The following is a 26,685-nucleotide window of genomic DNA, read 5'->3' as shown; positions in this document are numbered from 1 at the left end:
ATTTTAGCGTTGATAAATGATTTCTACATCGTAATCATCTTCGTCAAAATCGTCATCAAAATCATCGTCGTAATCTTCATTTACAGATTCAACATTTGCTTGATGATAATTATCCCACTTGAATTCAACTTCATCTTCAGGACTAGTTGATTCATCTACCGCAGGAAGTGCAGAAATAAAGTCTAATAATTTAAGACTCAAATCCTCAGTATTGGTACGGTTGAATGCCGACATAGTGTAAATGTCGCCTTTCCAATCGATTTCCTTAACGATGTGCTCCATTTTTTCAGCAAGCTCATCTTCTTGAAGTAAGTCGATTTTGTTAAAGACTAACCAGCGAGGCTTAGATGCCAGCTTTGGTGAATACTTCTCTAACTCAGCCACAATTGAACGTGCAGACTCAACAGGATCACTACCATCGATTGGATCAATATCAATGATGTGTAGTAATACCCGACAGCGTTCTAAATGCTTCAAGAAACGAATACCAAGACCCGCACCGTCTGAAGCACCTTCAATCAAACCTGGAATATCCGCAATAACAAAGCTTTGACCTGGACGTGGGCTAACCACACCTAAATTCGGTACTAAGGTTGTAAACGGATAGTCAGCAACTTTTGGCGTTGCACGAGAAACTGAACGAATGAAGGTTGATTTACCCGCATTTGGTAAGCCCAATAAGCCCACATCAGCTAGTAACAATAGTTCGAGCTTAAGCATGCGAACTTCGCCTGCTGTACCAAGCGTTTTCTGTCTTGGTGCACGGTTAGTACTACTCTTAAAACGAGTGTTACCTAAACCATGGAAACCACCTTTAGCCACAAGTAATTTTTGGCCGTGGGTTGTTAAATCACCTAATAGTTCTTCAGTTTCAAAATCCATTGCACGCGTTCCAACTGGAACTTTTAATAACGTGTCTTCGCCACCATGACCAGTACAGTCACGGCCACGACCATTCTTACCGCGCTCAGCAATATAAGAACGTACAAATCGAAAATCAATAAGCGTGTTCATGTTTTCGTCTGCGACTAAAAATACGCTACCGCCGTCACCGCCGTCACCACCATCTGGGCCGCCGTCTGGCACATATTTCTCACGTCTGAAGCTAACGCAGCCACTGCCACCGTTACCCGCTTCAACTTTGATTTTAGCCTCATCTATAAACTTCATACATACTCCTGACACCACTTAATGTGCCAATTATAACCTCAAAAGACTGAGATGTGCAGGGAAGCGTAGAAGATACAATCACCATAAATCGCTTACTGCAAAAAAATAACTATCAATGCTATGCATCGAAATACTTCATTGAAGTTTAGTTAACTAAATTCAACAATGAGGTAATAAACACAAAAGCCCCGCCAGAAGGCGGGGCTTTCAAAGACTGATTAGAGTCTAGAATTAAGCTTCGATGCTAATAAACTTACGGTTATTAGGACCTTTTACTTGAAACTTAACTTTACCGTCTGTTAATGCAAACAAAGTATGGTCACGACCAATACCTACGTTTACACCAGCGTGGAATTTAGTACCACGTTGACGTACGATGATGTTACCAGCAACAACTGATTCACCACCGAAACGCTTAACACCAAGACGTTTACTTTCTGAATCGCGGCCGTTACGAGTAGAACCGCCAGCTTTTTTATGTGCCATGAGTTAGACTCCTAAATTATGCGCTGATCGCAGTGATTTTAACTTCAGTGAACCATTGACGATGGCCCATTTTCTTTTCGTGATGCTTACGACGATTGAACTTTTGAATAGTTACTTTCTCACCGCGACCGTGGCTAACCACTTCAGCAACAACTTTACCACTAGCAACTAGAGGAGTACCTACGTGAACGTTCTCACCATCAGCAACCAATAATACTTGATCAAACTCTACAGTTTCACCAGTAGCAACTTCAATTTTTTCTAAACGAACTGTATGACCTTCAGCAACACGGTGTTGCTTTCCGCCACTTTGAAAAACAGCGTACATAGCTATTTCACTCCAAATGGACTAACACTCCGATTCATAATTGTAGATATCGGGTGCTAAAAACTTTTAATGACAATGGGCGCGGATTCTACGGGAAGATTTGCAGTCTGGCAAGCGTTAAATTTGAATCAATAAAAAAAGCTCGGTTTAACTCTCACTATCTAAGAACAAAAGCTGTCTAAGGCATGAAAATTAGTTAAAATTTGTTAATATACAATTTGAACCTTATATAGTGGGCAATATAATTTGCCTGACAGCCTAATAACTAGAGACCATTATGGATTTGAACGCCATTCGTCAACTAGCTGATAATGACATGCAAGCCGTCAATCAGTTAATTTACAAACAACTTGAGTCTGATGTTGCACTAATAAACCAACTAGGTTTTTACATTATCAATGGTGGTGGTAAAAGACTTCGCCCACTACTTTCAGTATTAGCAGCACGTGCAATCGACTATAAAGGTGAAGAGCATCTTAAGTTAGCTGCCATCATTGAATTCATCCATACCGCTTCTCTATTACATGATGATGTAGTTGATGAATCAACACTAAGACGCGGTCGTAAAACAGCCAATGCTTTATTTGGTAACAGCGCCAGTGTCCTTGTGGGTGACTTCTTATATACCCGTTCATTCCAAATGATGACAGAGCTCGATAGCATGAAAGTGCTCAGAGTTTTAGCTGACACCACAAATATTCTTGCAGAAGGTGAAGTCTTACAATTAATGAATTGTAATGACCCAGAAACCACTGAAGAGAATTATATGCGAGTGATTTACTGTAAAACAGCTAAATTATTCGAAGCCGCGACCTTACTCACAGGTGTGATTGCAGATGTGAGTAAGGAGCAACAAACCGCATTAGGTGAGTACGGTAAATTCCTTGGCACCGCATTCCAGTTGACTGATGATTTATTAGATTACACCGCTGATGCCGATGAGCTTGGCAAAAACATCGGTGATGATTTAGCAGAAGGTAAACCAACCTTACCTTTGATTTATGCAATGGCTCACGGTAATGACACCGCGAAGGCCTTAATTAAAGAAGCGATTGAAAAAGGTGATGGCACTAAAGCAATCGATGAAATTGTTGCGGCACTAAAAGAGTCTGGTGCACTTGAATACACTAAGCAAAAAGCTGATCAAGAAGCAGATAAAGCGATTGCTGCTTTAGCGCCAATTGCCGATAGTGAGTATAAAGAGGCATTGATTTCTTTAGCTAAGATTTCTGTTAAGCGTAACAACTAATGTTTTCATTAGTCTGAGCCTAAAGCAGAAATGGCAATCACCACTCCTGCTTACAATAAAAATGCACTTGCCTTTAATTAGCCAAGTGCATTTTTTTATTCATCAATAGAGTGCCGCTTAACTTTACAGTTTAGATTTCGTTCGAAGTAAAGTCATTTTAATCGAGGAAAGTGAATTGCTACCTCGTCATTTAAGCTAAATTCACTCAACAAAAAGTGTTATTAATCGCCCCCCTTTAGGACAGCGTTTAGTTGGCAAAAACAGCCATAAAAGTTCAAAAGGTCCTAGCCTGATTTCACGTAATAATTGGCACTACACCTGCCAATTAATCGTTTTATCGCCTTGTTGCTTCAAAAGCTGATTCACTTTTGAAAAATGCTGGCAACCGAAAAAGCCACGATATGCCGATAGAGGCGAAGGATGAGGCCCTGTCAAAACATGATGTTTAACGGTATCAATAAGCTTGCCCTTTTTAATAGCATGGGCTCCCCAGAACACAAATATCAGCGGTTCCTCTCGCTCATTGAGGCATTGCATTACGTTATCAGTAAAAGTCTCCCAGCCAGCTTTTGAATGCGAATGAGCCTTACTTTCCTCAACAGTAAGAACGGTATTTAATAACAGCACGCCCTGCTCTGCCCATTGAGTTAAATTTCCATGTGTTGGAATATCAAACCCATCGATGTCTTGATGCAATTCTTTATACATATTAACCAGTGAAGGTGGCGTTTTAACTCCCGTTTTTACAGAAAAACATAAACCATGAGCCTGACCAGCCCCGTGATAAGGGTCTTGACCGAGAATGACGACTTTTACTTTATCTAAAGGCGTTAACTCAAATGCACTATATATTTCCTCCGTAGGCGGATATATCACTTTATCAAGCTGTTTTTGATTTTCCAAAAAAAGTGTTAATGCTTTGAAATACGGCTTAGCTTTTTCTAATGTTATGAACTCTTTCCAACTATTCATCTGGTTATTTACCTCATTCAAAATACAACAACTCGCACAAACACATCATTTACATTAAAATTTAATTACAACAAGGATAAAAAAGGATGTTCATTTACCATGCAGAAATTGAACACCAACAGAGTTTCAGGCTTTACCCTAATCGAATTAGTCGTAGTCATTATAATACTCGGTGTGATTGCAGTAATAGCGTTACCTAAGTTTATCAATATTAAACAAGATGCTGAGATTTCAACAGTACAAGGTACTGGGGGCGCTTTTTCGAGTGGTATCTCACTGGCTAACGTTAAGTGGGCAGCTTTAGGTAATTCAGGCCCTGCGGACAATTTACAAATTTACCCAAATGCTGGCGCTGATGGTCAACTCGATATCAATCAATGGGGATTTCCTGCGCAAAACTGGCCACCATTTGAGGCTTCACCTCGACTAAATAATGAGAATGATTGCATGTCAGTGTGGGAAACCATTTTACAAGATGCTCCTTCGATATCTGATACCGCAGCTCCTGAAGATACACTCTACCTAGCCACCTACATCAATCCTGATCAATGCCGTTACTTTTATAATCCTTTGCCCGCGCTATCGATTTATTATGACTCCCGTAACGGCCAAGTGATCACAGATTCTGATCCTAATTCGTAATTGACTCTTTATTCTGTCGCTAAAGTAGGTAGACTCTTGGCTAATTTTTAAATCATTATGAGAAGATTTTCATGTCTGAAGAAAAAACAGAAACAACCATGTATCAGCTAGCTGATCAATTTATTGCATTAGCAAACCAGCTTGGTCAAACTGAAAATGACATTGGTAAAGTTGGCACAGCCTTACGCTTTGCAGCTGCTCGTTATAACGCATTCGAAGCCGCAATCAAATCAGCTGACTTAGAAGCTGAAAAAGAAAATGCTTTAAACTGGTTCTCTGATGAATACAAAGGCATGTTGAATGAGAATTTAAACGACCACATTAAGAATCCTCCAGGCGGACAAAAAGCCACTGAAGAAAAAGCTGATGACTCTGTGCAAGTATTTAAAAACTAAATAATACTTAGCGTCATATAAAAAGCCATCTCTCGATGGCTTTTTACTTTTCTAACTGACATTTTTAAACTTAGTTTGGCAGTTTAACCCCTAAAACAAGTTCACTATCACTCTGATAGCCAGCAAAATGAGTACGATTCCCGACAGTTTATCTATTAAAGCTGCTTTATCCCTTAAACGGGATAGTATCGGCCCATGGGATAAAACAACCGCGATAATCGTATACCACAGTCCATCAATCACCAGCGGTGTCAGTACAATCAGTGCTTGGCCAGTTGATGTTTCTGCAGCCATAACAAACTGACTGAATAAAGCCAAAAAGAATAACAGTATTTTAGGGTTAAATAGCGAAATCGCTAATCCATCGCGAGCTGCTTGTAATAAACTGCTCGACTCTCCAGATTGAAGTTTTTGCTCCATCCCACCTTTTGACTGCAGTGCTTGTAGCCCCATCCAAGCAAGATATAGAGCCCCCAAAATAGCAATACCATTGAAAACAATTGGCGACTTTTCTAACACAACAGCCAAGCCTAACAGGGTCACCAATGCGTATACGCCGATACCTATTGAATGCGCCCACGCACAAACCACGCCATGTAATCGGCCACCCGATAATGTATGCCTTAACACCATCGCTAAACTCGGCCCTGGCGACATTGCGCCCAAACAACAAATGGCTAATAAACCTAGCCAAGTACTCAATGCCATTGTTAACCCCTTTTACTCATTAATGCAGATATCACCTAAGCATCGAAGGAAATTTTAAAGGCGTACGTTATCATGATTTTAGGATAACAACATTCATTTAACCTCAGCTTAAGCAAAGCTTGATATAGTGAGCTAAATTACTCATTTCATTTTGCAAGAGATTATAAACAATGACATTGATGCTTCCGTTACTACTCGGGCTTTTACTTGCCGGAATCGCTTTGCTTATTTTTTTGAAAATTAAAGGCAAGAACATACCCACTGCTATTATATTTCTACTGGGTTTTATGACCTTATGTTTTACCGGGGTATACTCTTTTCTCAATAAAACTGAAGATTATAATGCCTATCAGCGCCTGCAGTGGAAGCCATTAAACCCCGCCCAAATTGATCCTTTAGTTGAGCAGGGTTATACCGTATTTGTTGATGTAGATGCTGACTGGTGTCTACCGTGTCGCGCGAATAAAGCCAATGTTACTCATCGCGAAAAGGTCGTTATCGCGCTAGAAGCAGACAACATAGTGCTGATGAAAGGTAATTGGAGTGAACCTAATGCCATGATAGAAAACTATGTGGGCATGGAGGGCGGTATGGGTACACCATTTAATAAAGTTTACGGCCCTAGTCACCCACAAGGCATCGTGCTTCCCGTTGAGTTAACAATCAATGCTGTTTTTCAAGCTCTCGCTGCTGCGAAATAATTGTATTTTTTGTAATAAAAAAGACTGCCAAGGCAGTCTTTTTTGCTTTCAAACTAAAAAAACTTAAAATGAATAGCTCAGCTTACCGTAGTAAAACCCACCATTGTAATCAAATGGACCACTTTCATAATAGACTGCACCTAATGCTCCTTGAGTGCCATCTTTAAGTTCTTGTGCTTCTTGGTCAAACAAGTTGTTAGCACCGACAGACAAAGTTAGCTGTTCAAACATAGTGTAGCTAACTTCCAAATCGACAGTAACAGCGGAATCAGCCGTTTCAGAACCCCAGTCTGAAGTATCATCAGCATGAGTTGCATAGTACTCACCAAAGTAATTACCGCGCAGTGATACGCTTAAGTCATCCCAAGTTTGACCCCAAGTTAGTGTTGCACGATGAGCTGGAATACCATCTTCTAAACGACGAACCTTACCTTCATCTGTTGTATTCGGGTCGAATTTATCAACACTCGTGTCAGTCCAGCCATAAGCAAGGCTGAACATAGTATCACCCGCCAATAACTCCGTTTCATAAGAACCGACAATATCAACACCTTGTGTGGTGGTGTCAAAATCATTGGTGTAATACGTTACTGCAGAAATAAGTTCAGGGAACTCCACTCCAGCATCTCGTAAATCGTCATAATCTTCTGCTTTAACTTCAATTTGGCTTGATTGAGCAATACGACCTGTAACTTCAATATTGTAGTAATCAACGGTTAAGAAGAAATCTTCATACTCAAACACAGTACCAATGGCATAGTTCACAGATTCTTCTGGCTCTAACACTTCACCGCCATAAAATGCAGCTAATGGATCTGTAGGAGGAGCAATAAAGGTCTGAATTAGATCGCCATTGACGATTGATGTTTGTGTATTAACAACATTTTCTTGTCCAACTGTTGGCGCTCTGAACCCTGTACTGTGAGATGCACGTACTGATAGGTAATCAGTAAATGAATATTGAGTTGAAATCTTATAATTTAATGTATCGCCAAAGGTAGAGAAATCTTCATAACGAAGTGCCACGCCTAACAACCAATCATCCGTTAAGTAAGCTTCAACATCTGCGTAAATACCGATATTACTACGGTCATTCTTACCCGCAGCTTCTGGACCAAAACCTTTAAAGCCATGAGAACCAATATTGAAACCTTGATCTGCATATGGACCCGCTATCCAAGATGCTTCTTCACCTTGAGTAATTTCAAATGATTCTTCGCGCCACTCAAAACCGGTTGCAAAGCTAATGTCTTCAATCGAACCTAAGGTAAAGTAACGAGAAAAATCAAGGTTAACGGTTGTTTCAACTTGCTCATAGGCACCGGTATCAAAGTCAGTTTGTGTATCTTCTGGGTTAGCCGCTAAACCAAGTGAAGGGTTTAAAGAGTTGTACAAACTAAAACTAGATTTGTTCGAACCCGTACCAGCACTAGCGTCATACATCCACTCGCCTAATTCACCTTCAATACCAGCGAAGAAAGACATATCTTCAATCGTGCCAGCAAATTGAGGAGTATAACCACCTGGGCGAACTTGGTTCATAGAGAAACAATTAGCATCAGCAACCATTGCTTGATATGCCGCAGTGTCTAAAACGTTGCCATCCGAACCATCAGCATTTTTTGGGATTGGCACTGGAGCACAGGTTGATTGGTCGCCGTTAACAGCACCCACTAATAAGTTTTCACCACCATCAACTGAGTAAACATTGCCACGGTTATGTGGGTTACGGTAGTAGAACCCACCAATCGCTTCACGTGACGATACATTACCAAAAGCATAAATACGGTGCTTATCATTTAAATCAAATCCAGCATTAACAAATACGGTGTAATCATCATTAATTTCTGGATTCCCCCAAACTTGCGCAGGATCATTAACGTAAGTATTGCCTTGTTCGATTAAGTTTGCAGCATCAGGACGCTGAACACTTCGGCTAGTGGCATCTGCGGTTTTATACTGCGCACTAATGTTAACAAAGCCAGCATCGGTAAGTGGTAAGCCAATGTTGCCATCGATAGTCGTTGTAGCACCATCACCTTCATAGTACTCGCCCTGACTGATACTGATTGAACCGCCTTCAGCACTATCTTTTAATTGGAAATTCATCACACCAGCAATAGCGTCAGAGCCGTATTGTGCTGCAGCGCCATCCCGAAGTACTTCTACTTGTTTTAACGCAATACTCGGAATAACCGAAATATCAGGTCCTTGAGCACCGTCATTAATACCACCGCCTTGGAAAGCAATGACTGAAGCACGATGACGACGCTTACCATTGACAAGGATCAAAGTACTGTCTGATGGTAAGCCACGTAAATTTACTGGGCGTACCAGCGTGGCAGCATCACTAATTGGTTGAGCTCGTGAATTAAATGAGGGGACAGATGTCACTAACATATCAATCATGTCAGTAGAACCATTTTTTCTTAGGTCATCAGCACTAATAATATCAACGGGGACAGGAGATTCACCCACTGATCGGGGTGCGGCTCGGCTACCGACTACGGCAATTTTTTCTACGTTTTCTGCGACTTCTTCGTCTTCAGCCATTGCTTGTGTCGACATAACAGAACCGGCCAAAGCAACTGTTACCGCAAGACTTAACGAATTTAAGCCAAACTTCCTTTTCTTTAGATTAGTCATCATTTGTGTCTCATTATTTATTATATTTATGTGTTTGTGACAGATGTTTTAATCGCCTGAACGAGTAAAAATCGTCTCTCCCAAAATGAAATAACTTCATTCACATTTACATTTCTATAACAAATAGAACCTAATTGCTAACAATTTCTATTATTAGTCAAAACAATCAACGTGTTTAACACTTAAATTTAGATAATTAAACCAAAACAGAAGGGAAATCAGACAAATAACAGTTAAATCAACCAACTATTAGCAACCACTTAACTAGATAAACCTAGAGAACCGACTAATTTCAGTTCAAAAAACCATCATTACCACTTTAGTTGTACAGAGATCTTTAGCAACAAAATGGAGTAAAAACTCTATATTAATTAAGATGATAATTAATAATTATGTTGACCTTTTATACAAAACAGCACTAATCTAAACGCTCGTTTGATTACCTAAAAAATATAAAATAACAAAGGTGGTAAGCATGGCTTACGATGCAGATACACAGCTTGATCTCAACCAGTATCAATCTCTGGTGGACTTGATTGAACAAACTTGCAAGCGTTATGGGGATAATGTGGCTTATGCTTGTTTAGGCCAACAAACCACTTTTAGTGAAATCGAAATCGCTTCGCGTCATTTTGCAGCCTACATCCAAAACCACAGTGATTTAAGCGCTGGGGACCGCATCGCAATTCAACTGCCAAATATTACTCAATTTGTCATCGCGGCTTATGGGGCTATTCGAGCAGGGCTTATCATCGTTAATACTAACCCGTTATATACTGAGCGAGAGCTTATCCACCAATTTAATGATTCAGGCGCAAAAGCTTTAGTTGTGCTGTCTGATTTATTACCGACCTTAAACAACGTCATAGATAAAACCGATGTTTCTTTGGTCATTAGTACCCACGCATTAGATTTGATTAACCCACAACCGCAAGCTGAAACACCATTTGATAAAGTGGAATTTAATCAGCTGCTATCACTTGGTGCACAAACCAATTATACCCCTGTTAAGCCACAACAAACTGATTTAGCAGCCCTGCAATATACAGGCGGCACAACTGGTTTATCTAAAGGCGCCATGCTGTCTCATCGCAATATGTTAGCCAACTCAGCTCAAGTAAAATCTCGTATTGCCAGCACCATGACACCGGGGAAAGATATTTTTGTCGCACCACTGCCGATTTACCACATCTATGCCTTTATGGTGAATCTAGTACTTTACTTCGAATCTGGCAGTTGCTCAGTATTAATCCCGAACCCGCGAGATATTGGTGGGTTAATTAAGACTATGGCAAGTTACCCTTTTACTGGTTTTGCTGGCCTTAACACCTTATTCGTTGGCTTATGTCATCAACCTGAATTTCAAGCATTAGATTTCAGTAAGTTAACCATCACTATCTCTGGCGGAACCGCTCTAACAAGCGCAGCAGCTGGTGTTTGGCAAAAAACGACTGGTTGCATGATCTCGGAAGGTTATGGTTTATCGGAAACGTCACCTGTTGTGAGCTTAAACGCCCCTGGCTACCAGCAACTCGGCACCATAGGTAAACCAGTCCTGAATACTGACGTAAAAATTTTGGATATTAACGATGAAGAAGTGCCATTAGGCGGTGCAGGAGAACTTGCAGTTAAAGGACCGCAAGTCATGCAAGGTTACTGGCAAAAGCCTGAAGAAACGGCAAAAGTGATGACAGCAGATGGCTACTTTAAAACTGGCGACATTGCGGTTGCGACCGAAGAAGGCTTCCATAAAATTGTCGATCGTAAGAAAGATATGATTATTGTATCGGGTTTTAATGTATACCCTAATGAAGTCGAAGACGTGTTATCTCAAAATGAGTTAGTACTAGAGTGCGCCGTAGTGGGCGTAGCAGATGATAAGTCTGGTGAAGCTGTTAAAGCAGTAATTGTGCTGAAAGAAGAAACGACTAATGAAGCAGAGACTAAGCAGCAAATCTCCGATTATTGTCGCCGCCAATTAACGGCTTATAAAATTCCTCGTATTATTGAATTCACTCCGCAATTACCTAAAAGCACTGTAGGTAAAATTTTACGACGAGAGCTTAGGAAGTAAGCAGCCACTAAAAAATCCACTTAAATTAAACGCCGTTATCACTTATCTGACAACGGCGTTTTATTAAAAGAGCTGAACCACATTCTCAAGGCAATTAACTCTGCTCAGTCAGTAACTGTAAACTGGCAAACTCTTTGTACACCTCACTGGTTAACATCAACTCTTGATGTGTACCTTGAGCAACGACTTGGCCCTTTTCAAGTACAATAATCCGATCAGCATTAATCACGGTAGCCAGCCTATGAGCAATAATCAGCGTAGTACGCCCGTGCATTAAGTTATCTAATCCTTGCTTAACTTTGACTTCACTAACCGCATCTAACGCACTGGTAGCTTCATCTAATAACAAAATAGGTCTATCGGCAAGAATAGCCCTCGCAATGGCAATACGTTGTTTTTGACCACCAGAGAGTTTTACTCCTCTCTCGCCAAGGTAAGTATCATAACCGTCTGATAACTCTTGAATGAACTCATCTGCTTTTGCAGTTATACACGCTTTAATGACTTCTTCCTTAGTTGCATCCACGCGACCATAACGCACATTTTCAAATACATTGGTGGCAAAAATAACCGACTCTTGAGGCACTAAAGCATATTGCTCTCTCAGTTGTTGTAAGCTCAGTTTGGACACGTCAATATCATCTAACTTTACTAGCCCGGCTTTGGGTTGATAAAAACGCAGTAGCAATTCAAACAAGGTACTTTTTCCTGCGCCACTCTCACCCACTAACGCCACTCTTTCACCTGCATTGATATTAAGCGTAATGCCTTTTATGACATCCTCTTTATTACTAGGGTAAGCAAAACGAAGCGCTTCAAGGCTCAGATTGCCGTTAATTTTTTCAGGTAACACAATAGGTGTTGAATCTTGTGGAATATCAATTGGCGTATGCACTAACTCAATCAGTCTTTCTGCCGCGCCAGAAGCACGCTGAATTTCACTGAAAACTTCACTAATAGTAGCAACCGAGCCGGCAGCCATAACGGCATAAAACATAAAGGCAGATAGTTCACCTGCACTGATATTATTTTGCATAACATCCTGGGCTCCAACCCAAAGCACTACCGCTATAGCTGCAATACTTAAAAACATCACTGAAGAGATTAAAATTGAGCGATATAAAATACGTGCTTTTGCCGCCGTCATAACTGATTCAACTTGGAGGTTGAATACTGTTCTGTCTTTACTCTCGTGGCCGTAAGCTTGCACCGTATGGATTTCATGCAAAGTCTCATCGATATACGCCCCTAAGTCACCGATTTTATCTTGGCTTTTACGTGAGTATTGACGAACTTTTTTACCTAAAAATATCACAGGGATAAACACCATTGGCACTGCAAGAAGCACCAAACCCGTCAGTTTAAGACTGGTAATAGCCATCATCACCATCGCGCCAAAAACTGTCACTGTCGAGCGAAATGCCATCGATAAACTGCTACCCACAACACTTTGTAATAAAGTACTGTCAGCAGTAAATCGCGATATCACCTCCCCCGTTCTTTGTTCAGCAAAAAACGCAGGTGAGAGATTTAAGAGGTGGTTATAAACCGTTAAACGAATATCAGCTATCACACGCTCACCAAGCCAAGTCATTAAATAAAAACGACAAAAAACCGCACTACCACTGATAGCAGTAATACCTAAAATGAATAAAACAATTTCATTTAAACGCTCGGCATTGTCAGCAACAAAACCTTCATCAACCATCATTTTCACCCCTTGGCCAAGGGATAACCAAGCGAACGAGCCAATAAACAAAAAGATAATCGCTGCCACGACTTTCATTTGATAAGGTTTTAAAAAGGACATGATCCAAGATAAAACAGAATATTGAGGTGAAGTAGTCAATTGAGTATCTGCATCTAGCTGGGAAGTTTGTGTTGTCAAAATGAATTCTCGTGAACGCGTTATGCCAGCCATGATACCAATAAACTGACAGTTGACGTTAAAGCGATTTGGTTTCGATTTTTCATAACTGTCAATTAGCAGGAACAGCTAGGTTTTCGTTGGTAACAATATATTTAGGTAATGATGTTCTAGATAATAACGTGCTTAAATAATAGTCACTTTGGTAATAGTATACTTAATCAATCAAGTGCAGTTCATCTACAAGTAACTAAAACTAAAAAAACGCTAAAATTTACAATATTAGCGTTTAAAATCGAGTAACTGATTACCTGGATTATGACTCTTTAACGCTCGATTCAATCGTTTTTAATGAACGTAAAAATATCCCTAAACCACCCACACTGAGCACTAGAATAACAATCAAATCAAACGCGCTCATATGGCTGAAACGGAAATTAATCGAACTAATCACACCGAATATCAACCCCACTAAAGAACCAAATGTCAGGATCCAGCCTAAGATGTTCTTAGCGTTATAAAACATAAGCCCGATACCGAACATGAATGGGATCATAATCATGCCGCTGGTTAAGCTAACTCCACCAACATTATAAAGGCTATGGCTAAAACCAAATGAGCTGGTTACTTTTATCGCCTTCAGTAGCATATAAAAGCCGCCACACATCATGATTAAACCGATAAAAAATGATCCAATACCGCCAGAGGTACCACCTGCACCGTTCATACAAATCCTTTGTAAAAAATGAAGTTATCAATTACTTGATGGTACTGATTGGTCACAGCAATAGCAAACCTCAGCTTAATAGTGCTGAGTAATAAACTGTATCAGTAATCGAAGGAAAACAGATCTCTGAAACAACTTCCCTCGCACAACTCTAGCTAATCTGCGATAATTACTGGCTATTCGTCGTGATGGTTTTAGGTAAAAAATAATGATTGTTAGTCAGTTTTCATGTGCAGGTATCGAATTAGATTTATACCGCTATCCCAAACAACAAGAATCGAATCTTCAAGCATGGGATGCTGCTGATGAACACCTTATTAAGCACATTGTAGAGCACGAAATCACCGCGAAAAAAACTGCTATCATTAATGACAGTTTTGGAGCCTTACAATGCGCCTTAACCAAACGAGAACCAACTTGGCCATTATTTGTTGAAACTGATGCTAAAACCAGTTTATTAGGGGCAAAACAGAACCTTGAAGACAATCATTTAGCGCAAACCAATATTAGCCACTTTAATAGTCGTGACTTGTTGCCTACAGACACTCAACTTGTACTTATAAAACTGCCTAAAAACCTGACCTACTTTGCCCACCAATTACAACGTTTATCTCAGGTTTTACCTGCAGGTACCCAAGTACTTATTGGCGCTAAAGCAAAAAGTATCAATAAGTCGCTACTTGCAATTATTGAGCAAAACCTCGGTCCAGCTTCTGCGAGTTTAACTTGGAAGAAAACGCGCGTTATAAGCTGTATCACTGACGGTAAGCTGCGTAAAAACCTTGTTCAAGTGACTTGGCCAGTTGAGCATTTAAAGCTAACTATCAGTAATTTGAGTAATGTATTTGCTGCCAACAAACTAGATATTGGCGCACGGATTATGCTTGAAAACATGCCTAAAGGTGAATTTAATACTGTCATAGATTTAGGCTGTGGCAACGGGATTTTAGGTTTGCATGCTGCGCAGCTTTATAACAATGCCAATATACATTTTGTAGATGATTCTGAAATGGCTGTGGCCTCTAGCCAACATAATTGGGAAATAAACCAATTACCAATCGAGCTCGGCCACTTTCATTGGGATGATTGTTTAACGCATTTGGATGAAGAAATTAGTGCGGACTTAATATTGTGTAACCCGCCGTTTCACCAAGGTGAAGCCATCACCGATCATATCGCATGGCAAATGTTTCTTGATGCTCGAAGAAGGCTTGCCCCAGGCGGCTTATTGCAGGTTGTCGGTAACCGTCATCTGTCTTATCACATTAAGCTTCAGCGGATATTTAAAAACTGTAAAACAGTGGCATCCAACGGTAAATTCGTTATTTTACAGGCCCGTAAATAACCACATAAAGCTAATAATTGTTTTAAACATGCCATACTTAGTTGAGTCTACCGTTATTGAATTCTACTAAATTGTGTCCAGCACTAGTGCGTAAAACCAAGCTAGTGATAGCGATACTGACCATAGATTTAAGCATTGCTATAAATAATAGATATTGGCGATGAGTTAGTTTTTACTAGCGCATCGCTAATCATCTAAGCTAAAAACTTACACATAAAAAACTAACTAATTAATTAAACTTCCCCCCTAAAGCCTTTCTGGTAAAACCTTACTGATAGAAGCTTACTGATAAAACATTAACGCAGGCTTACTCCCAAGACATACAACACGATGCCATTTACTTGTATTTGCTTACTAAAGACTCGTTGTCGTAGCGATAACCTATTAGTTTAACCAAGCTAATAGATCGCATATAAATCTCATTATTAATCCACAAATTGGTAATACAAAAAACAAAACCCGGTTGACAAAATAGAGTTGCTACCACTATTGTTTCATTAATACTGCGTAGAAATCAGAATTCAAACCAGTGAAACGGGTTCACAAATAGTTAACAATCAAATTAATTTAGATTATTTTTAGTGCAGAAAAAAGGCTAAAGAGCTGACCAAATTTTAATAAAATTCACTCAGGCAAGCTCGATTTGTATTAATTTCATTTCAAATTGAAGATTGATTTTATTATTAAGGCTTTGTTTAAAACTCAGGTAAAGCTGATAAATCAGTTTTGCTGGCTTGTTTAGCTGTTAGAAATCTTGATGTGAATAATCAATACCTTAGCAAGAAGGTAGTCAAATTTAGTGAAACCTATGATTAAAATCATTCAGTTTTGATGTTTAAATCGAGTAATTTCGTTCCAAATCATTCCCCCTCGTTTGGAGCGAAGTAAAAGGCCTCTCATTATGAGAGGCCTTTTTTACTTTTAAAAATAAAAAAAGACTTTTACTATCAATAGAATACAATAACAGCTTAAGTTTTACGTAAGCATGAATCCATAAAAATAAAGACAAAAAAACCTTTCATATTGAAAGGCTTTAATTAAAACGGTTACTTATTCACCTGAGTTAACACTCACTAAAGGAAGTGAAAATACGTTAGCTTAAGCGGTTAACTAAGTTATCAATAGAGTATAAGTCACGTTTTTCACTGTTCTTACGACGCACTTCTTCTAATGATTGCGCCTCAACAGTATCAAATAAAACATTAATCAAACGATTAAAATGTCTATGCATTGCAAGCCTTGCTTCTGAAGCGTCATTTGCTAATAGTGCTTCATAAATGGAGGTATGTTCATCAAGGGTTTTCTTATTATCCTTGCTACATACACTGGCATAGTCAGTAATAATCTTTTGACTCGACGCCCTTAATGCCCACAAATTTTGAAACGATTTAATTAAGGCACCATTTCGAGTGGAATTAGCGATTATCTGATGAAACATCTCATCTGCTTCTTCAACGTATGATTTATTTTCCATCATAATCAATGTTTTATTTAGTTCGACCAATTCTTCTTTAGTAATGGTATTTGCAGCAAGAGCGGCAATTTCACCTTCAACTAAAGCACGAGCTTGCGTCAGTTCAAACGCATTAATCTTATTAGTTTGATCAGCTTTATTGGCAGACTGTAAGACATAAACACCAGAGCCAGTTTTAACTTCGATTTTCTCACGCACTTCCAGTGCAATAATTGCTTCACGAACTGTTGGTCGACTAACATCAAACTTTTCAGCCAACTCCCTTTCTGGAGGTAAACGACTTCCAGGAGTATATTCGCCGCTAGCAATAGACGCTTCGATCTCTTCTACGATGCGCCAAAACATACGCCTACTTTTCATCTCTGGTCCTTCAATTGTTAAAACCAATTTTCTTGTATTACTAACATGATATCTATTTAGCTAGTCAACGCAAATCCTATTTAACAAATTTGTTTAACCAGAACAAATTTCATATAAGTCCTGATTTAGTTAAGTGAATGTTATTGGTAATAACAATAGCACATACTTTATAGCTTTGCGGTAACATAAATTGGTTGACAAAGTGGTTGACCGTTGGTTAGTTTCTATTTGACGCAAAGTTGTATTTAAAGATCGTGTTTAAAGGATTGTGTTCACATTTAATTAAACAATTAATCTGGCGTCAGTCTACTGGGAAGGTGATTGGGCAACGTTCCGCATACTTTATAAGTATCGTGAACAGTACTTCCAACCAAATAACTTACCGTTCCCTACACGTTCACATCGCTATGTGCAGGACTCAAGCTATTTAGATTTCTCAGCTAACTTCAAAGTGACAGATTACTTATCACTATCACTTAAAGCGCTGAACTTGTTAGACGAACCGCAAATTATGACGCGTGGTAACGACACAATGGTTTCGAACTACTCGCGTTCTGGTTCTAAATATTTCCTTGGTGCAAAAGTTAAGTTTTAGCCTTAAGTAAAACTTAGTCGTGCAGCTCCTACCTTAATTATTGAGGTAGGAGTTATTTAATTTAATCAGATGCAGTATCAAGCCTGTAAAAACAGGTTTAATGAACAAATTTGACAATAATAACGATAAAGAGAGTCATGATGAGTTTTTCATTCAAAGCAATACATAGCTCAAAACACTATGACAAGATGTTCTCTGTTTCTTTAAAGTCAGTATTCGTATTTGGAATGCTATTAGCCTCATACCAGCTCAATGCAGCAAGTTATATGGTAAGTAACCAAGCAGAGTTTAATCAGGCCGTGAACAAGTTAACCGCTGGTGATGACATCATACTCACTGACGGAGTTTGGCAAGACTTTGAAATGAAGTTTACTGGCCAAGGCACCAAAGATGCCCCTATTACCCTTTCAGCACAAACCAAAGGTAAAGTGATATTAACAGGCCAATCAAATCTACAAATGTCTGGTGCATATTTACAGGTGTCAGGCTTAGTCTTTAAAGACGGTTATACTCCAAGTAATTCAGTCATCTCCTTTCGTACAGCTAATGATGAGCTTGCCAACCACTCCCGTGTAACTGAAGTCGTTATTGATAATTTTAATAACCCAGATCGTCACAAATCAGACTTTTGGGTCGCGCTGTACGGCAAACATAACCGTTTTGACCATAATCATCTGATTGGAAAACGCAATAAAGGTGTGACATTAACAGTTAGACTTCGCAGCGAAGCAAGCCAACAGAACCATCATCAAATCGATCATAACTATTTTGGCCCGCGCCCAACATTAGGCTCTAACGGCGGGGAAACCATCCGTATTGGCACCAGCCACTATTCAATGACAGATTCCTACACCGTTATCGAAAACAACTATTTTGATCGCTGTGATGGTGAAGTAGAAATTATCTCAATTAAAGCAGGCAGAAACATAGTTCGCAACAACACTTTCTTTGAATCCCGTGGCACATTAACCATGCGGCACGGTAACGGCAATAACATCGACAGCAACGTGTTTTTAGGTAACGGTGTTGACCACACGGGTGGTATTCGAATTATTAATCGAGATCAAACCATCACCAACAACTACCTAGAAGGCTTAAAAGGGTATCGTTTCGGTAGTGGTTTTACCATCATGAACGGTGTGCCAAACTCGCCACTCAATCGCTATCATCAAGTGATTAATGCCAAAGTTAATCACAACAGCTTTATTGACGTTGACCATATTCATTTGGCTGCGGGCAGTGATAAAGAACGCTCTGCAATTCCAAAAGATTCAACCGTCAATGACAACTTATTTGTTAATAACAACCAACAAGCTCCATTTTCAATCTTTGATGATATTTCAGGGATTCAATTTGCCAATAACTTATCGAATGAGCTGACTAACAACCAAATCTCTCAGGGGATAAAACCAACTAAGATAGCCCTAAAGCGAGCTGCTAATGGTCTGCTTTACCCAGTTAATAAAGTTAATGCCAACTATGGCGCGTCCAAAAAGATTTCCCCAACTCTGAAAGATCAAACGGGCGTCACTTGGTACCCTAAAAATGAACCTGAAACCATCTTTGATTCAGGTAAAACCCACCCAGTATCGACATCAAATGAACTAATCAACGCGATAAGTAATGCCAATGATGGCGATATCATTTCACTACAAGCTGGTGAATATCTGATTGAAAAAATCATTGAGATTAATAACACCATTTCGGTTATCGCCCAGTCACTACAAAAGCCCATAATCAACTTTAACCGCGCCAGTTTATTTGAGATACAAAACGGCGGAAGTTTGAAACTCGATGGCCTTGCCATAACTGGGATAAACAGCCCCGATTCATCAGGTAACACCGTCATCAGAACCCGTAAATCGGGCATGCTAACCAACTATCGATTTAGTATGTTTAACAGTGATATTAGCCAATTAAACATTAACCACTCGTTTCATTTTTTTGACTCTGGTGCGCGCGCATTTGCCAATAAGATTGAAATTATCAATAACCGTTTTAGCTTAATTTCAGGTGATTTATTTAGGCTCAATAAAGAAACTGATGATCGCGGTATTTATAATGCTGAATACCTCACTATCAATAACAACCAGTTTAATGACATCGATGGAGCATTAGTGAAGCTTTATCGCGGTGGCACTGATGAGAGCACCTTTGGCCCGCACTTCAGCTTTAATAATAACGACCTTATCAATGTTGGTAATAGTAAGCGCAATAAGACTAAAGCCAGCTTATATATTCATGGTGTTCAAGTGACTGACATCAATAAAAATCGTTTTGCTAACAGTGCTTATATCAATATTGAACACACAACAGGGGAACCTATCACCCAAGTGACACACAATCAGTTTATCGACACTGAAAAACCTAATGTCACTGAGCTTTACACTGTTGGCGAATCAACCGCCAAGCTGACAAATAACCTCGTTACCCTGTCAGATAAGAAAGCGCTGTAATGATGAAAAAAACTTTAATACACAATCTCAACCAAGCCATCACTTTCTCGCTCGTAGCGATATTACTTATTACTCTGTTTTCAGTTTCATCCCAGGCTGCAACATTGAGCCACCCTAGGTTGGTGATTAATCAGCAAGATGTGAAAAGTATGCGGCTAGCAATTCAATCACCAGGTGTATTTAGTCAGACTTTTGAGGCCCAAAAAGCTGAAGTTGACCGCTTCATAGAGCAAGAGATTATTGTGCCTGTTCCCGTTGATGGTGGCGGTGGTTACACCCATGAGCGCCATAAGAAAAACTATCAGCACATGCATGATGCAGGCATCATGTATCAGCTAACCCAAGAGCTTAAATATTCGCATTTCGTTCGTGATATGTTGCTGGAATATGCCGAGCTTTACCCTACCTTACCCCGCCACCCAAAACGTAAAAGTAAAAATGAAGGCAAGCTATTTTGGCAAGGGCTTAACGAAGCAATGTGGCTTGTTTATACCATTCAGGCTTACGATTTTATTATTGACTCTTTATCCGATAAAGACAGGAAAACAATAGAAACTGGCATTATTTTACCCGTGGCAGACTTTATTTCAGTCCAATCACCGCACACCTTTAATAAAGTTCATAATCATGGCACATGGGCAACCGCTGCTGTGGGAATGACAGGCTTTGTATTAGATAAGCCAGAACTGATTGAAATAGCACTATTAGATTTAAACAAATCTGGTAAAGGCGGGTTTCTCAAACAGTTGGACGAGCTATTTTCACCAGACGGCTATTATAACGAAGGCCCATATTATCAGCGTTTTGCCCTACTCCCTTTCGTGACATTTGCTAAAGCCATTGAGCAGAATCAGCCTGAGAGAAAAATCTTTAACTACCGTAATGGTATCTTATTAAAAGCAATCTATAGCACGATTGATTTAAGCTATAACGGCTTATTCTTCCCGTTAAATGATGCAATTAAAAGCAAAGGCATCGATACCATGGAGCTAGTGATTGCCGTCAGTATTGCCTATGGTCTCAATGCTAATAGCCTTAATGCTAATTCTCTTGATACTAACTCTCTTAATACTCGCATTGGCCTCATCGATATTGCCCGACAACAAAATCGTATTTTACTCACAGGCGATGGTCTCAAACTTGCTCAGGCAATAGATGCAGAAAAAAAATCTACCAAGCTAGCAAGCCGTTACCCATTTTCATCTATGGTACTGCGTGACGGGAAAGAGGGTAATGAAGGCGCACTGGTTCTTATGCGCCGTCAAACTACCAGCAATAATCATAAACCTAAGCAAGGTGTTCGCAGCCAAGCTTTAGTATTCAAGGCTACTGCGCAAGGTTTAGGCCATGGGCATTTCGATAAACTAAATTGGCAATTTTACGATGATGGCAAAGAGATTGTTGCTGATTATGGCGCAGCAAGGTTTCTGAATATCGAAGCTAAGTCCGGTGGTGGCTATTTACCTGAAAACAAAACTTGGGCTAAACAAACCATTGCTCACAATACCCTAGTCGTTGATGAAACCAGTCACTTTAATGGCAATACCCGAACAGGGAATAAGCACCATCCAGATTTGCTTTTCTACCATAACGATAAACAAGCGACATTCGCTTCAGCAAGCATCAATACGGCGTATGAAGACGTCAGTTTTACTCGTACTATGGCATTGATATCCGTTAATGCTAATGGTGTTGAATATCCGCTAGTGTTCGATGTATTTGATGTAAATAGCGCAAATCCGCATCAATATGACCTCCCAGTCCATTATCAAGGGCAGTTCATTGATACCAATTTCCAGCGTCAGTCATTTATTAATCAACTTAAGCCATTAGGTAAAAACTCTGGTTATCAGCACTTATGGCTTACGGCGACATCCCAGCCTCAGAGCAGTGAAATGTCAGCTGGTAGCGCCTTGCAAAAAGTCACTTGGTTAAATAAAAACGGCCATTTTTATACTCACAGCAGTATTAATGATGGTGCGATTCAAGTGTTATTTACTCAACTGGGCGCTAATGATCCTAACGATAATCTTCGCAATGAAAGCAGCTTTATTCAACGTGTGACAAACAGTAAGCAACATCGATTTGTTAGCGTGTTAGAGCCCCATGGCGAATACAACCCATCAGCTGAATACACCTTAAATGCCACCAGCAAATTGCAATCAATGACATATGAACGTCAAGGTGACATCAGTATTATCGGTTTTAGCTTAAAAACTGACACCGATGCAGCGCTGCCATTCGTATTAGCCGTGTCACATAAACAGGCTGACGACAGTTTGAAAAACAACACCAAAAATCCAAAAAAACAAACCACAACCAATAACTTTTCTTACCTTAAAAAGCCTTACAGCTTCAGCGGAAGATACCAGTTATTAACCATTACGCAGTAGGAGTAAACAATGAAACAGAGTGCACATTTCTCATTTGGCAATGAAACGGAAATTGAAGATATCGGCGGCGGCCTAAAGCGACAAATGCTTGGGTTTAATGAAGAGTTAATGGCGGTAAAAATTTGGTTTGAAAAAGGCGCAATTGGTTATAACCATGCCCACAGACACTCTCAAGTCACTTACGTTGTAGAGGGCGAGTTTCATTTTAATATTGACGGCGTCACTAAGATTTTAAGAGCTGGTGACAGCTGCATGATCCCTCCTCATGCCGACCACGGTGCAACATGCCCTACTGGCGGTATTTTGATAGATACCTTTAGCCCTGCAAGGGAAGATTTCATTGAGGGATTAAAATGAAAATAAACAATCTTCGATGGTGGGTCATTTTACTCATCGCATTAGCGACCGTAATTAATTATATCGATCGCTCTGCGCTTAGTGTGCTTTGGCCCGACATTGTTGAAGATATATTCCCTGATGAGTCAGCGTTAGAGCGCAAACAAATATATGCAAATATCTCTATTGTTTTCATATTATCTTACGCATTTGGCCAGGCGATATTTGGCAAAATATTTGACTGGATAGGCACCCGACTAGGCTTCGTACTTTCTATCGGTGTTTGGTCACTTGCTACTGCAGCCCATGCTTTTGCCCAAGGAATGCTCAGTTTCAGTATCTTTAGAGCCATTTTAGGTGTCGCAGAAGCTGGTAACTGGCCAGGTGCAGCCAAAAGTAATGCAGATTGGTTCCCCACAAAAGAACGCGCGCTAGCTCAAGGGATCTTCAACTCAGGCGCTGCTATTGGTGGCATTATCTCGATTCCACTTATCGCTTATATGACTGTTTACTTTAGCTGGCAAATGGTTTTCGTGGTCATTGGTTTAGTGGGTTTACTCTGGTTAATCCCTTGGATTATTTTAGTCAAAGCACCGCCTAAGTCTCACCCTTGGATCACTGAAGAAGAACGTGAATACATTCTAACAGGCCAAAAAACGGCTAAACCAGACGATGAAGCTGACGCTAAAGAGTACAACCCTACAACGAGTGAGTTGCTTTCTCATAAGCAAAGTTGGGGCGTGATTATTGCCTCTGCAGCGATAGATCCTATCTGGTGGTTATTTGTTTTCTGGATTCCAATTTATCTTAACGAAGTCTACGCCATGGATGTTAAATCTATTGGCATATACGGCTGGGTTCCTTATGTAGGCGCTATGTTAGGTGCATGGTTCGGTGGTCTATTGGCACAAAACCGCTTAAAAGCAGGCTGGGACACCAATAAAACGCGCAAACTGACGATAACCTTAGGTTGTTTAATTATGTTGCCAGCACTGTTATCCATGGCGAACCCAGGTGGGCCAACAACCGCCGTTATTATCATGGCGGTTATCTTATTTGGATTCCAAACCGCCATCGGAAATGTGCAAACATTGCCAAGCGATTTATTTGGCAAAAAAGCGGTTGGAACATTAGCTGGTTTATCTGGAATGGCGGCAAAATTAGGTGCATTAGGTTTAACAGCATTAGTGCCATATCTAACAGCTAACGGTAACTATACCCCAGCATTCGTTATTGGTGCATCACTTGCGGTTATTGCCATAGCATCAGTCTGGATTTTGATACCTAAAATAGAGCCTGTTAGCCCGAAAAGTAAGTAAGCATATAAATAAACAAATAAGTAGTATTTTTAAACGATTTAGCAAGACATTATCTTTAACGAAAAAGTCTTTCGCTATGTTGATAGATTAACTGAAAACTACTCATTGCTCAGTTAGTTTTATTGAATAAGGTGATTGGCTTTATATTGATAATTTAAGCTGGGGCTGTACCCAAAGAGCCCTTTTTTATTTGGTGAGACCTACTTAGCATATACTCAACCCCTTCCGAGTATCTGTTAAGTAGGTTAAACCTTTCTTTATCTCATCTTCAGCAAGTGTCTAAATGTTCACCTCAAAAGGTTCAGCTTTACACTTTCAATTCATACCTGCCTTTAGCGCACAAATTTTATCTCTGGTTTATCTATGGTTATGCCTAAGTTGAATGTTCTATTTATCAGAATAAAGCATACCTGCTTTAGCTTGCTTTCCCAGTTTTAGCTGACTTGTCAGCTTGAGCTGGTGGCGAAAACAACACTGTAAACCTTTGCTTTAAGCTTAAGCCTGACTGGGTCACATCACTCAACATATCCCGCCACTCAGCAAAACTAACAGTGAAAGGGTTAAAGCTATTTACAGGTTTAGTGATACCGTAAATCACGGTTTCTTTTTCGGCTTCAAAAGTACCAAATAGCTTATCCCAAATAATCAGTACGCCAGCATAGTTTTTATCAATATATTGAGGATTCTGACCATGATGAACTCGATGATGTGATGGCGTATTGAAAATAAGCTCAAATGGACCTAACGACTTTATCGCTTGGGTATGTACGAAAAACTGTAAACCTAGGTTAAGCAGCACAACAAATACCACCCAATTAGGGTCAAAACCTATAATCACTAACGGTACCCAAAACAACCACATTCCCGCCAATGGATACATTAAGCTTTGCCTAAAAGCAGTACTAAAATTCATATTCTCTGAACTGTGATGTACTACATGGGCAGCCCACATCCAGCGTATACGATGACTTGCACGATGAAACCAATAATAGAAAAAATCTTGCAGCACCATTAGGATGATAAAACTTAACACGCCCATTTGAATATCAAAAAGCTTCCAGCCAAATAGCACTAAATACACTTTAGCAATTAACAACCCAGCTAGAATATCGGTTACCTGGTGCATACCCGCTAAGCACATATTACAAAACACTTCGGCTTTGTGATAACGAGCAGACTGAGGGAGTTTTTGGCGTTTATCCCCTAAGTACCATTCAAGAAAAATACAAACGAAAAACACTGGTGCCAAGACCAGTAACAACATTTCAGGGTGATTGATGATTGAGTTCAAATCCATTGAAAACCTAATATTATTATTCTATTAAAAATCTTATACGGGTTATTTAACTGCTACCACTTAGCAAAATGATCTTCTGTTAATCCAAGCTGATTATGTAGCAGATGTTTATGACCATTATTATCAATAATATGACCGCTAAAATATCCAATATATTGTCTAAAGTTACTCTTTAAGAAACCCAAATTAAGCTTCTCACTGCGACAATTTAGCGCTTTAAACGTTAAATCAATTTCGCCAGTAGTTGGGCCTTTACCAAAATCAGCACTAATGTGCCAATAGTCATTGCTCAAATGGCGGTTAAAGTCGAATTTCACACTAGGCAATAAATGGCGCTCACCATTAATCCATAATACATTTTCAGTGGCGCCCGTTTCGTTAACACCTGCCGCAAGGTTTAAGCCTAAAACACCCGCTTCAACATGTGTGTTTATCGACGCCCAGCGCCAGCTTGTTTCACGGCGCATATAACCTGCAGAAAAATCATAACCTCCAAGGGCTGCGTTAAGGGGTTGAGGCTCATCTTTTATTATTAAACTGCCGTTAACTTTGAGACCATTGTGCTTTTGAGTATAAGTCCAACCGCTGTAACCTGTTGGTGTACACAAACTCATGGGTAAACTTAATGGCGGCGGCGACAACTCCAGCTCAGCCTTAATGTCATCAGTCTTAATACTTAGCTGCCATTGTGAGTCTTTAATCGAGAACTCGATTTTACCTTGGCGATGCTTTATTTGTGCTTTACCCTGCTGTGGCGAATGAGAAACAGACATCCCCAAAGATAATGGCTTTAATGCCTGCGTTTCAGTTAGTTTATTCTTTTCAATATCGTACAAATAACAAAAGCTACTGCCCACATAGCGGATATCAGCAATGGCTACACCGATAATGTATCTCGGTGTGGTGATATTGATAAATTGAAATTGCTTATAGTCGAAATACTTAGCAAACCAAGAGCAAGGCTTATCCATCTCATTGAAATAGTTAAACTGCTTTATTGCTAAGTCACCTACTACACCATCAAAGTGTCCATAAATAGGCTGACCTTCAGAGTTCATTAGCTTGTCTGGCGCAAGTTGTAAATGATTCAATGACATACTGCTTCCATGTTTTTGTCGTTAATCGTCATACTCATTAGAGAGAAC

The 26,685-nt window shown here is 39.8% G+C and carries 21 protein-coding genes; 10 read left to right on the top strand and 11 right to left on the bottom strand.

The window, feature by feature from the left end:
• Nucleotides 1-3: 3 nt before the first annotated feature.
• The 3 genes from cgtA to rplU all read right to left on the bottom strand — a co-directional run bounded on the left by cgtA (nucleotide 4) and on the right by rplU (nucleotide 1,984).
• On the bottom strand, nucleotides 4-1,170 hold the full coding sequence (gene cgtA / locus QPX86_RS05765) for an Obg family GTPase CgtA (RefSeq protein ID WP_220751495.1): 1,167 nt from the start codon (nucleotides 1,168-1,170) through the stop codon (nucleotides 4-6).
• Nucleotides 1,171-1,401: 231 nt separating this feature from the next.
• A complete protein-coding gene (gene rpmA, locus QPX86_RS05760; RefSeq protein WP_055024328.1) occupies nucleotides 1,402-1,656 on the bottom strand; it encodes a 50S ribosomal protein L27 in 255 nt (84 codons plus the stop codon).
• A 16-nt stretch (nucleotides 1,657-1,672) separates the two neighbouring features.
• Complete coding sequence (gene rplU / locus QPX86_RS05755; RefSeq protein WP_102529859.1) at nucleotides 1,673-1,984, bottom strand: 50S ribosomal protein L21; 312 nt, start codon at nucleotides 1,982-1,984, stop codon at nucleotides 1,673-1,675.
• A 277-nt stretch (nucleotides 1,985-2,261) separates the two neighbouring features.
• Between rplU and ispB the strand changes: the two genes are divergently transcribed.
• The gene (gene ispB / locus QPX86_RS05750) at nucleotides 2,262-3,233 is read left to right on the top strand and encodes an octaprenyl diphosphate synthase (RefSeq protein WP_220751493.1); all 972 of its coding nucleotides are present in this window, start codon (nucleotides 2,262-2,264) and stop codon (nucleotides 3,231-3,233) included.
• 312 nt (nucleotides 3,234-3,545) lie between these two features.
• Here ispB and ung read toward each other — a convergent pair whose 3' ends face one another.
• The gene (ung, locus tag QPX86_RS05745; RefSeq protein ID WP_285164611.1) at nucleotides 3,546-4,205 is read right to left on the bottom strand and encodes a uracil-DNA glycosylase; all 660 of its coding nucleotides are present in this window, start codon (nucleotides 4,203-4,205) and stop codon (nucleotides 3,546-3,548) included.
• Nucleotides 4,206-4,304: 99 nt separating this feature from the next.
• Between ung and QPX86_RS05740 the strand changes: the two genes are divergently transcribed.
• Nucleotides 4,305-4,847, top strand: coding sequence for a prepilin-type N-terminal cleavage/methylation domain-containing protein (locus QPX86_RS05740; protein ID WP_220751489.1), 543 nt, complete (start codon nucleotides 4,305-4,307; stop codon nucleotides 4,845-4,847).
• 71 nt (nucleotides 4,848-4,918) lie between these two features.
• Nucleotides 4,919-5,242 (top strand): DUF3144 domain-containing protein, encoded by a 324-nt coding sequence (locus QPX86_RS05735; protein WP_220751487.1) that lies wholly within the window; start codon nucleotides 4,919-4,921, stop codon nucleotides 5,240-5,242.
• A gap of 90 nt (nucleotides 5,243-5,332) precedes the next feature.
• Here QPX86_RS05735 and QPX86_RS05730 read toward each other — a convergent pair whose 3' ends face one another.
• The gene (locus QPX86_RS05730) at nucleotides 5,333-5,950 is read right to left on the bottom strand and encodes a LysE family translocator (RefSeq protein WP_285164610.1); all 618 of its coding nucleotides are present in this window, start codon (nucleotides 5,948-5,950) and stop codon (nucleotides 5,333-5,335) included.
• A gap of 170 nt (nucleotides 5,951-6,120) precedes the next feature.
• On the opposite strand from QPX86_RS05730, the gene QPX86_RS05725 reads away from it, so the two are divergent.
• Nucleotides 6,121-6,651 (top strand): thioredoxin family protein, encoded by a 531-nt coding sequence (locus QPX86_RS05725; protein ID WP_220751483.1) that lies wholly within the window; start codon nucleotides 6,121-6,123, stop codon nucleotides 6,649-6,651.
• A gap of 63 nt (nucleotides 6,652-6,714) precedes the next feature.
• Here the strand turns inward: QPX86_RS05725 and QPX86_RS05720 are convergent, their stop codons facing one another.
• Nucleotides 6,715-9,300 (bottom strand): TonB-dependent receptor plug domain-containing protein, encoded by a 2,586-nt coding sequence (locus QPX86_RS05720; RefSeq protein WP_220751481.1) that lies wholly within the window; start codon nucleotides 9,298-9,300, stop codon nucleotides 6,715-6,717.
• A gap of 472 nt (nucleotides 9,301-9,772) precedes the next feature.
• Here QPX86_RS05720 and QPX86_RS05715 point away from each other — a divergent pair, with 472 nt between their 5' ends.
• Nucleotides 9,773-11,371 carry an AMP-binding protein gene (locus tag QPX86_RS05715; RefSeq protein WP_285164609.1) on the top strand — a complete coding sequence of 533 codons (1,599 nt, stop codon included), beginning with the start codon at nucleotides 9,773-9,775 and terminating at the stop codon, nucleotides 11,369-11,371.
• 94 nt (nucleotides 11,372-11,465) lie between these two features.
• Here QPX86_RS05715 and QPX86_RS05710 read toward each other — a convergent pair whose 3' ends face one another.
• The gene (locus tag QPX86_RS05710; protein ID WP_285164608.1) at nucleotides 11,466-13,259 is read right to left on the bottom strand and encodes an ABC transporter transmembrane domain-containing protein; all 1,794 of its coding nucleotides are present in this window, start codon (nucleotides 13,257-13,259) and stop codon (nucleotides 11,466-11,468) included.
• Nucleotides 13,260-13,554: 295 nt separating this feature from the next.
• Entirely contained in the window at nucleotides 13,555-13,965 is a 411-nt protein-coding gene (locus QPX86_RS05705) for a hypothetical protein (protein ID WP_285164607.1), read from the bottom strand.
• A gap of 211 nt (nucleotides 13,966-14,176) precedes the next feature.
• Between QPX86_RS05705 and QPX86_RS05700 the strand changes: the two genes are divergently transcribed.
• Nucleotides 14,177-15,310 carry a methyltransferase gene (locus QPX86_RS05700; RefSeq protein WP_220751695.1) on the top strand — a complete coding sequence of 378 codons (1,134 nt, stop codon included), beginning with the start codon at nucleotides 14,177-14,179 and terminating at the stop codon, nucleotides 15,308-15,310.
• A gap of 1,093 nt (nucleotides 15,311-16,403) precedes the next feature.
• Here the strand turns inward: QPX86_RS05700 and QPX86_RS05695 are convergent.
• Entirely contained in the window at nucleotides 16,404-17,144 is a 741-nt protein-coding gene (locus tag QPX86_RS05695) for a FadR/GntR family transcriptional regulator (RefSeq protein ID WP_285164606.1), read from the bottom strand.
• A 783-nt stretch (nucleotides 17,145-17,927) separates the two neighbouring features.
• On the opposite strand from QPX86_RS05695, the gene QPX86_RS05690 reads away from it, so the two are divergent.
• The 4 genes from QPX86_RS05690 to QPX86_RS05675 are packed head-to-tail and all read left to right on the top strand — an operon-like array spanning nucleotide 17,928 to nucleotide 24,243.
• Nucleotides 17,928-20,195: a polysaccharide lyase 6 family protein gene (locus QPX86_RS05690; protein WP_407696630.1), complete on the top strand. Its 2,268-nt coding sequence runs from the start codon at nucleotides 17,928-17,930 to the stop codon at nucleotides 20,193-20,195.
• Between the two features lie 2 nt (nucleotides 20,196-20,197).
• Nucleotides 20,198-22,588, top strand: a complete 2,391-nt coding sequence (locus QPX86_RS05685) for a heparinase II/III domain-containing protein (RefSeq protein WP_407696629.1) — start codon at nucleotides 20,198-20,200, stop codon at nucleotides 22,586-22,588.
• 9 nt (nucleotides 22,589-22,597) lie between these two features.
• Nucleotides 22,598-22,945 (top strand): cupin domain-containing protein, encoded by a 348-nt coding sequence (locus QPX86_RS05680; protein ID WP_220751469.1) that lies wholly within the window; start codon nucleotides 22,598-22,600, stop codon nucleotides 22,943-22,945.
• Nucleotides 22,942-24,243, top strand: coding sequence for an MFS transporter (locus tag QPX86_RS05675; RefSeq protein ID WP_285164603.1), 1,302 nt, complete (start codon nucleotides 22,942-22,944; stop codon nucleotides 24,241-24,243). The genes QPX86_RS05680 and QPX86_RS05675 overlap by 4 nt, the downstream gene beginning before the upstream one ends.
• A 415-nt stretch (nucleotides 24,244-24,658) precedes the next feature.
• Here the strand turns inward: QPX86_RS05675 and QPX86_RS05670 are convergent, their stop codons facing one another.
• Together QPX86_RS05670 and QPX86_RS05665 are read right to left on the bottom strand one after the other, a co-directional pair.
• Nucleotides 24,659-25,540 carry a sterol desaturase family protein gene (locus QPX86_RS05670; RefSeq protein ID WP_285164602.1) on the bottom strand — a complete coding sequence of 294 codons (882 nt, stop codon included), beginning with the start codon at nucleotides 25,538-25,540 and terminating at the stop codon, nucleotides 24,659-24,661.
• A 53-nt stretch (nucleotides 25,541-25,593) separates the two neighbouring features.
• On the bottom strand, nucleotides 25,594-26,637 hold the full coding sequence (locus tag QPX86_RS05665; protein WP_285164601.1) for a DUF2804 domain-containing protein: 1,044 nt from the start codon (nucleotides 26,635-26,637) through the stop codon (nucleotides 25,594-25,596).
• Nucleotides 26,638-26,685 lie beyond the last annotated feature (48 nt).

Source organism: Shewanella goraebulensis, from assembly GCF_030252245.1.
Lineage (GTDB): Bacteria > Pseudomonadota > Gammaproteobacteria > Enterobacterales > Shewanellaceae > Shewanella > Shewanella goraebulensis.
Note: the sequence above shows the minus strand (reverse complement) of the source record. Positions and strands in the feature narration are given on the sequence as shown.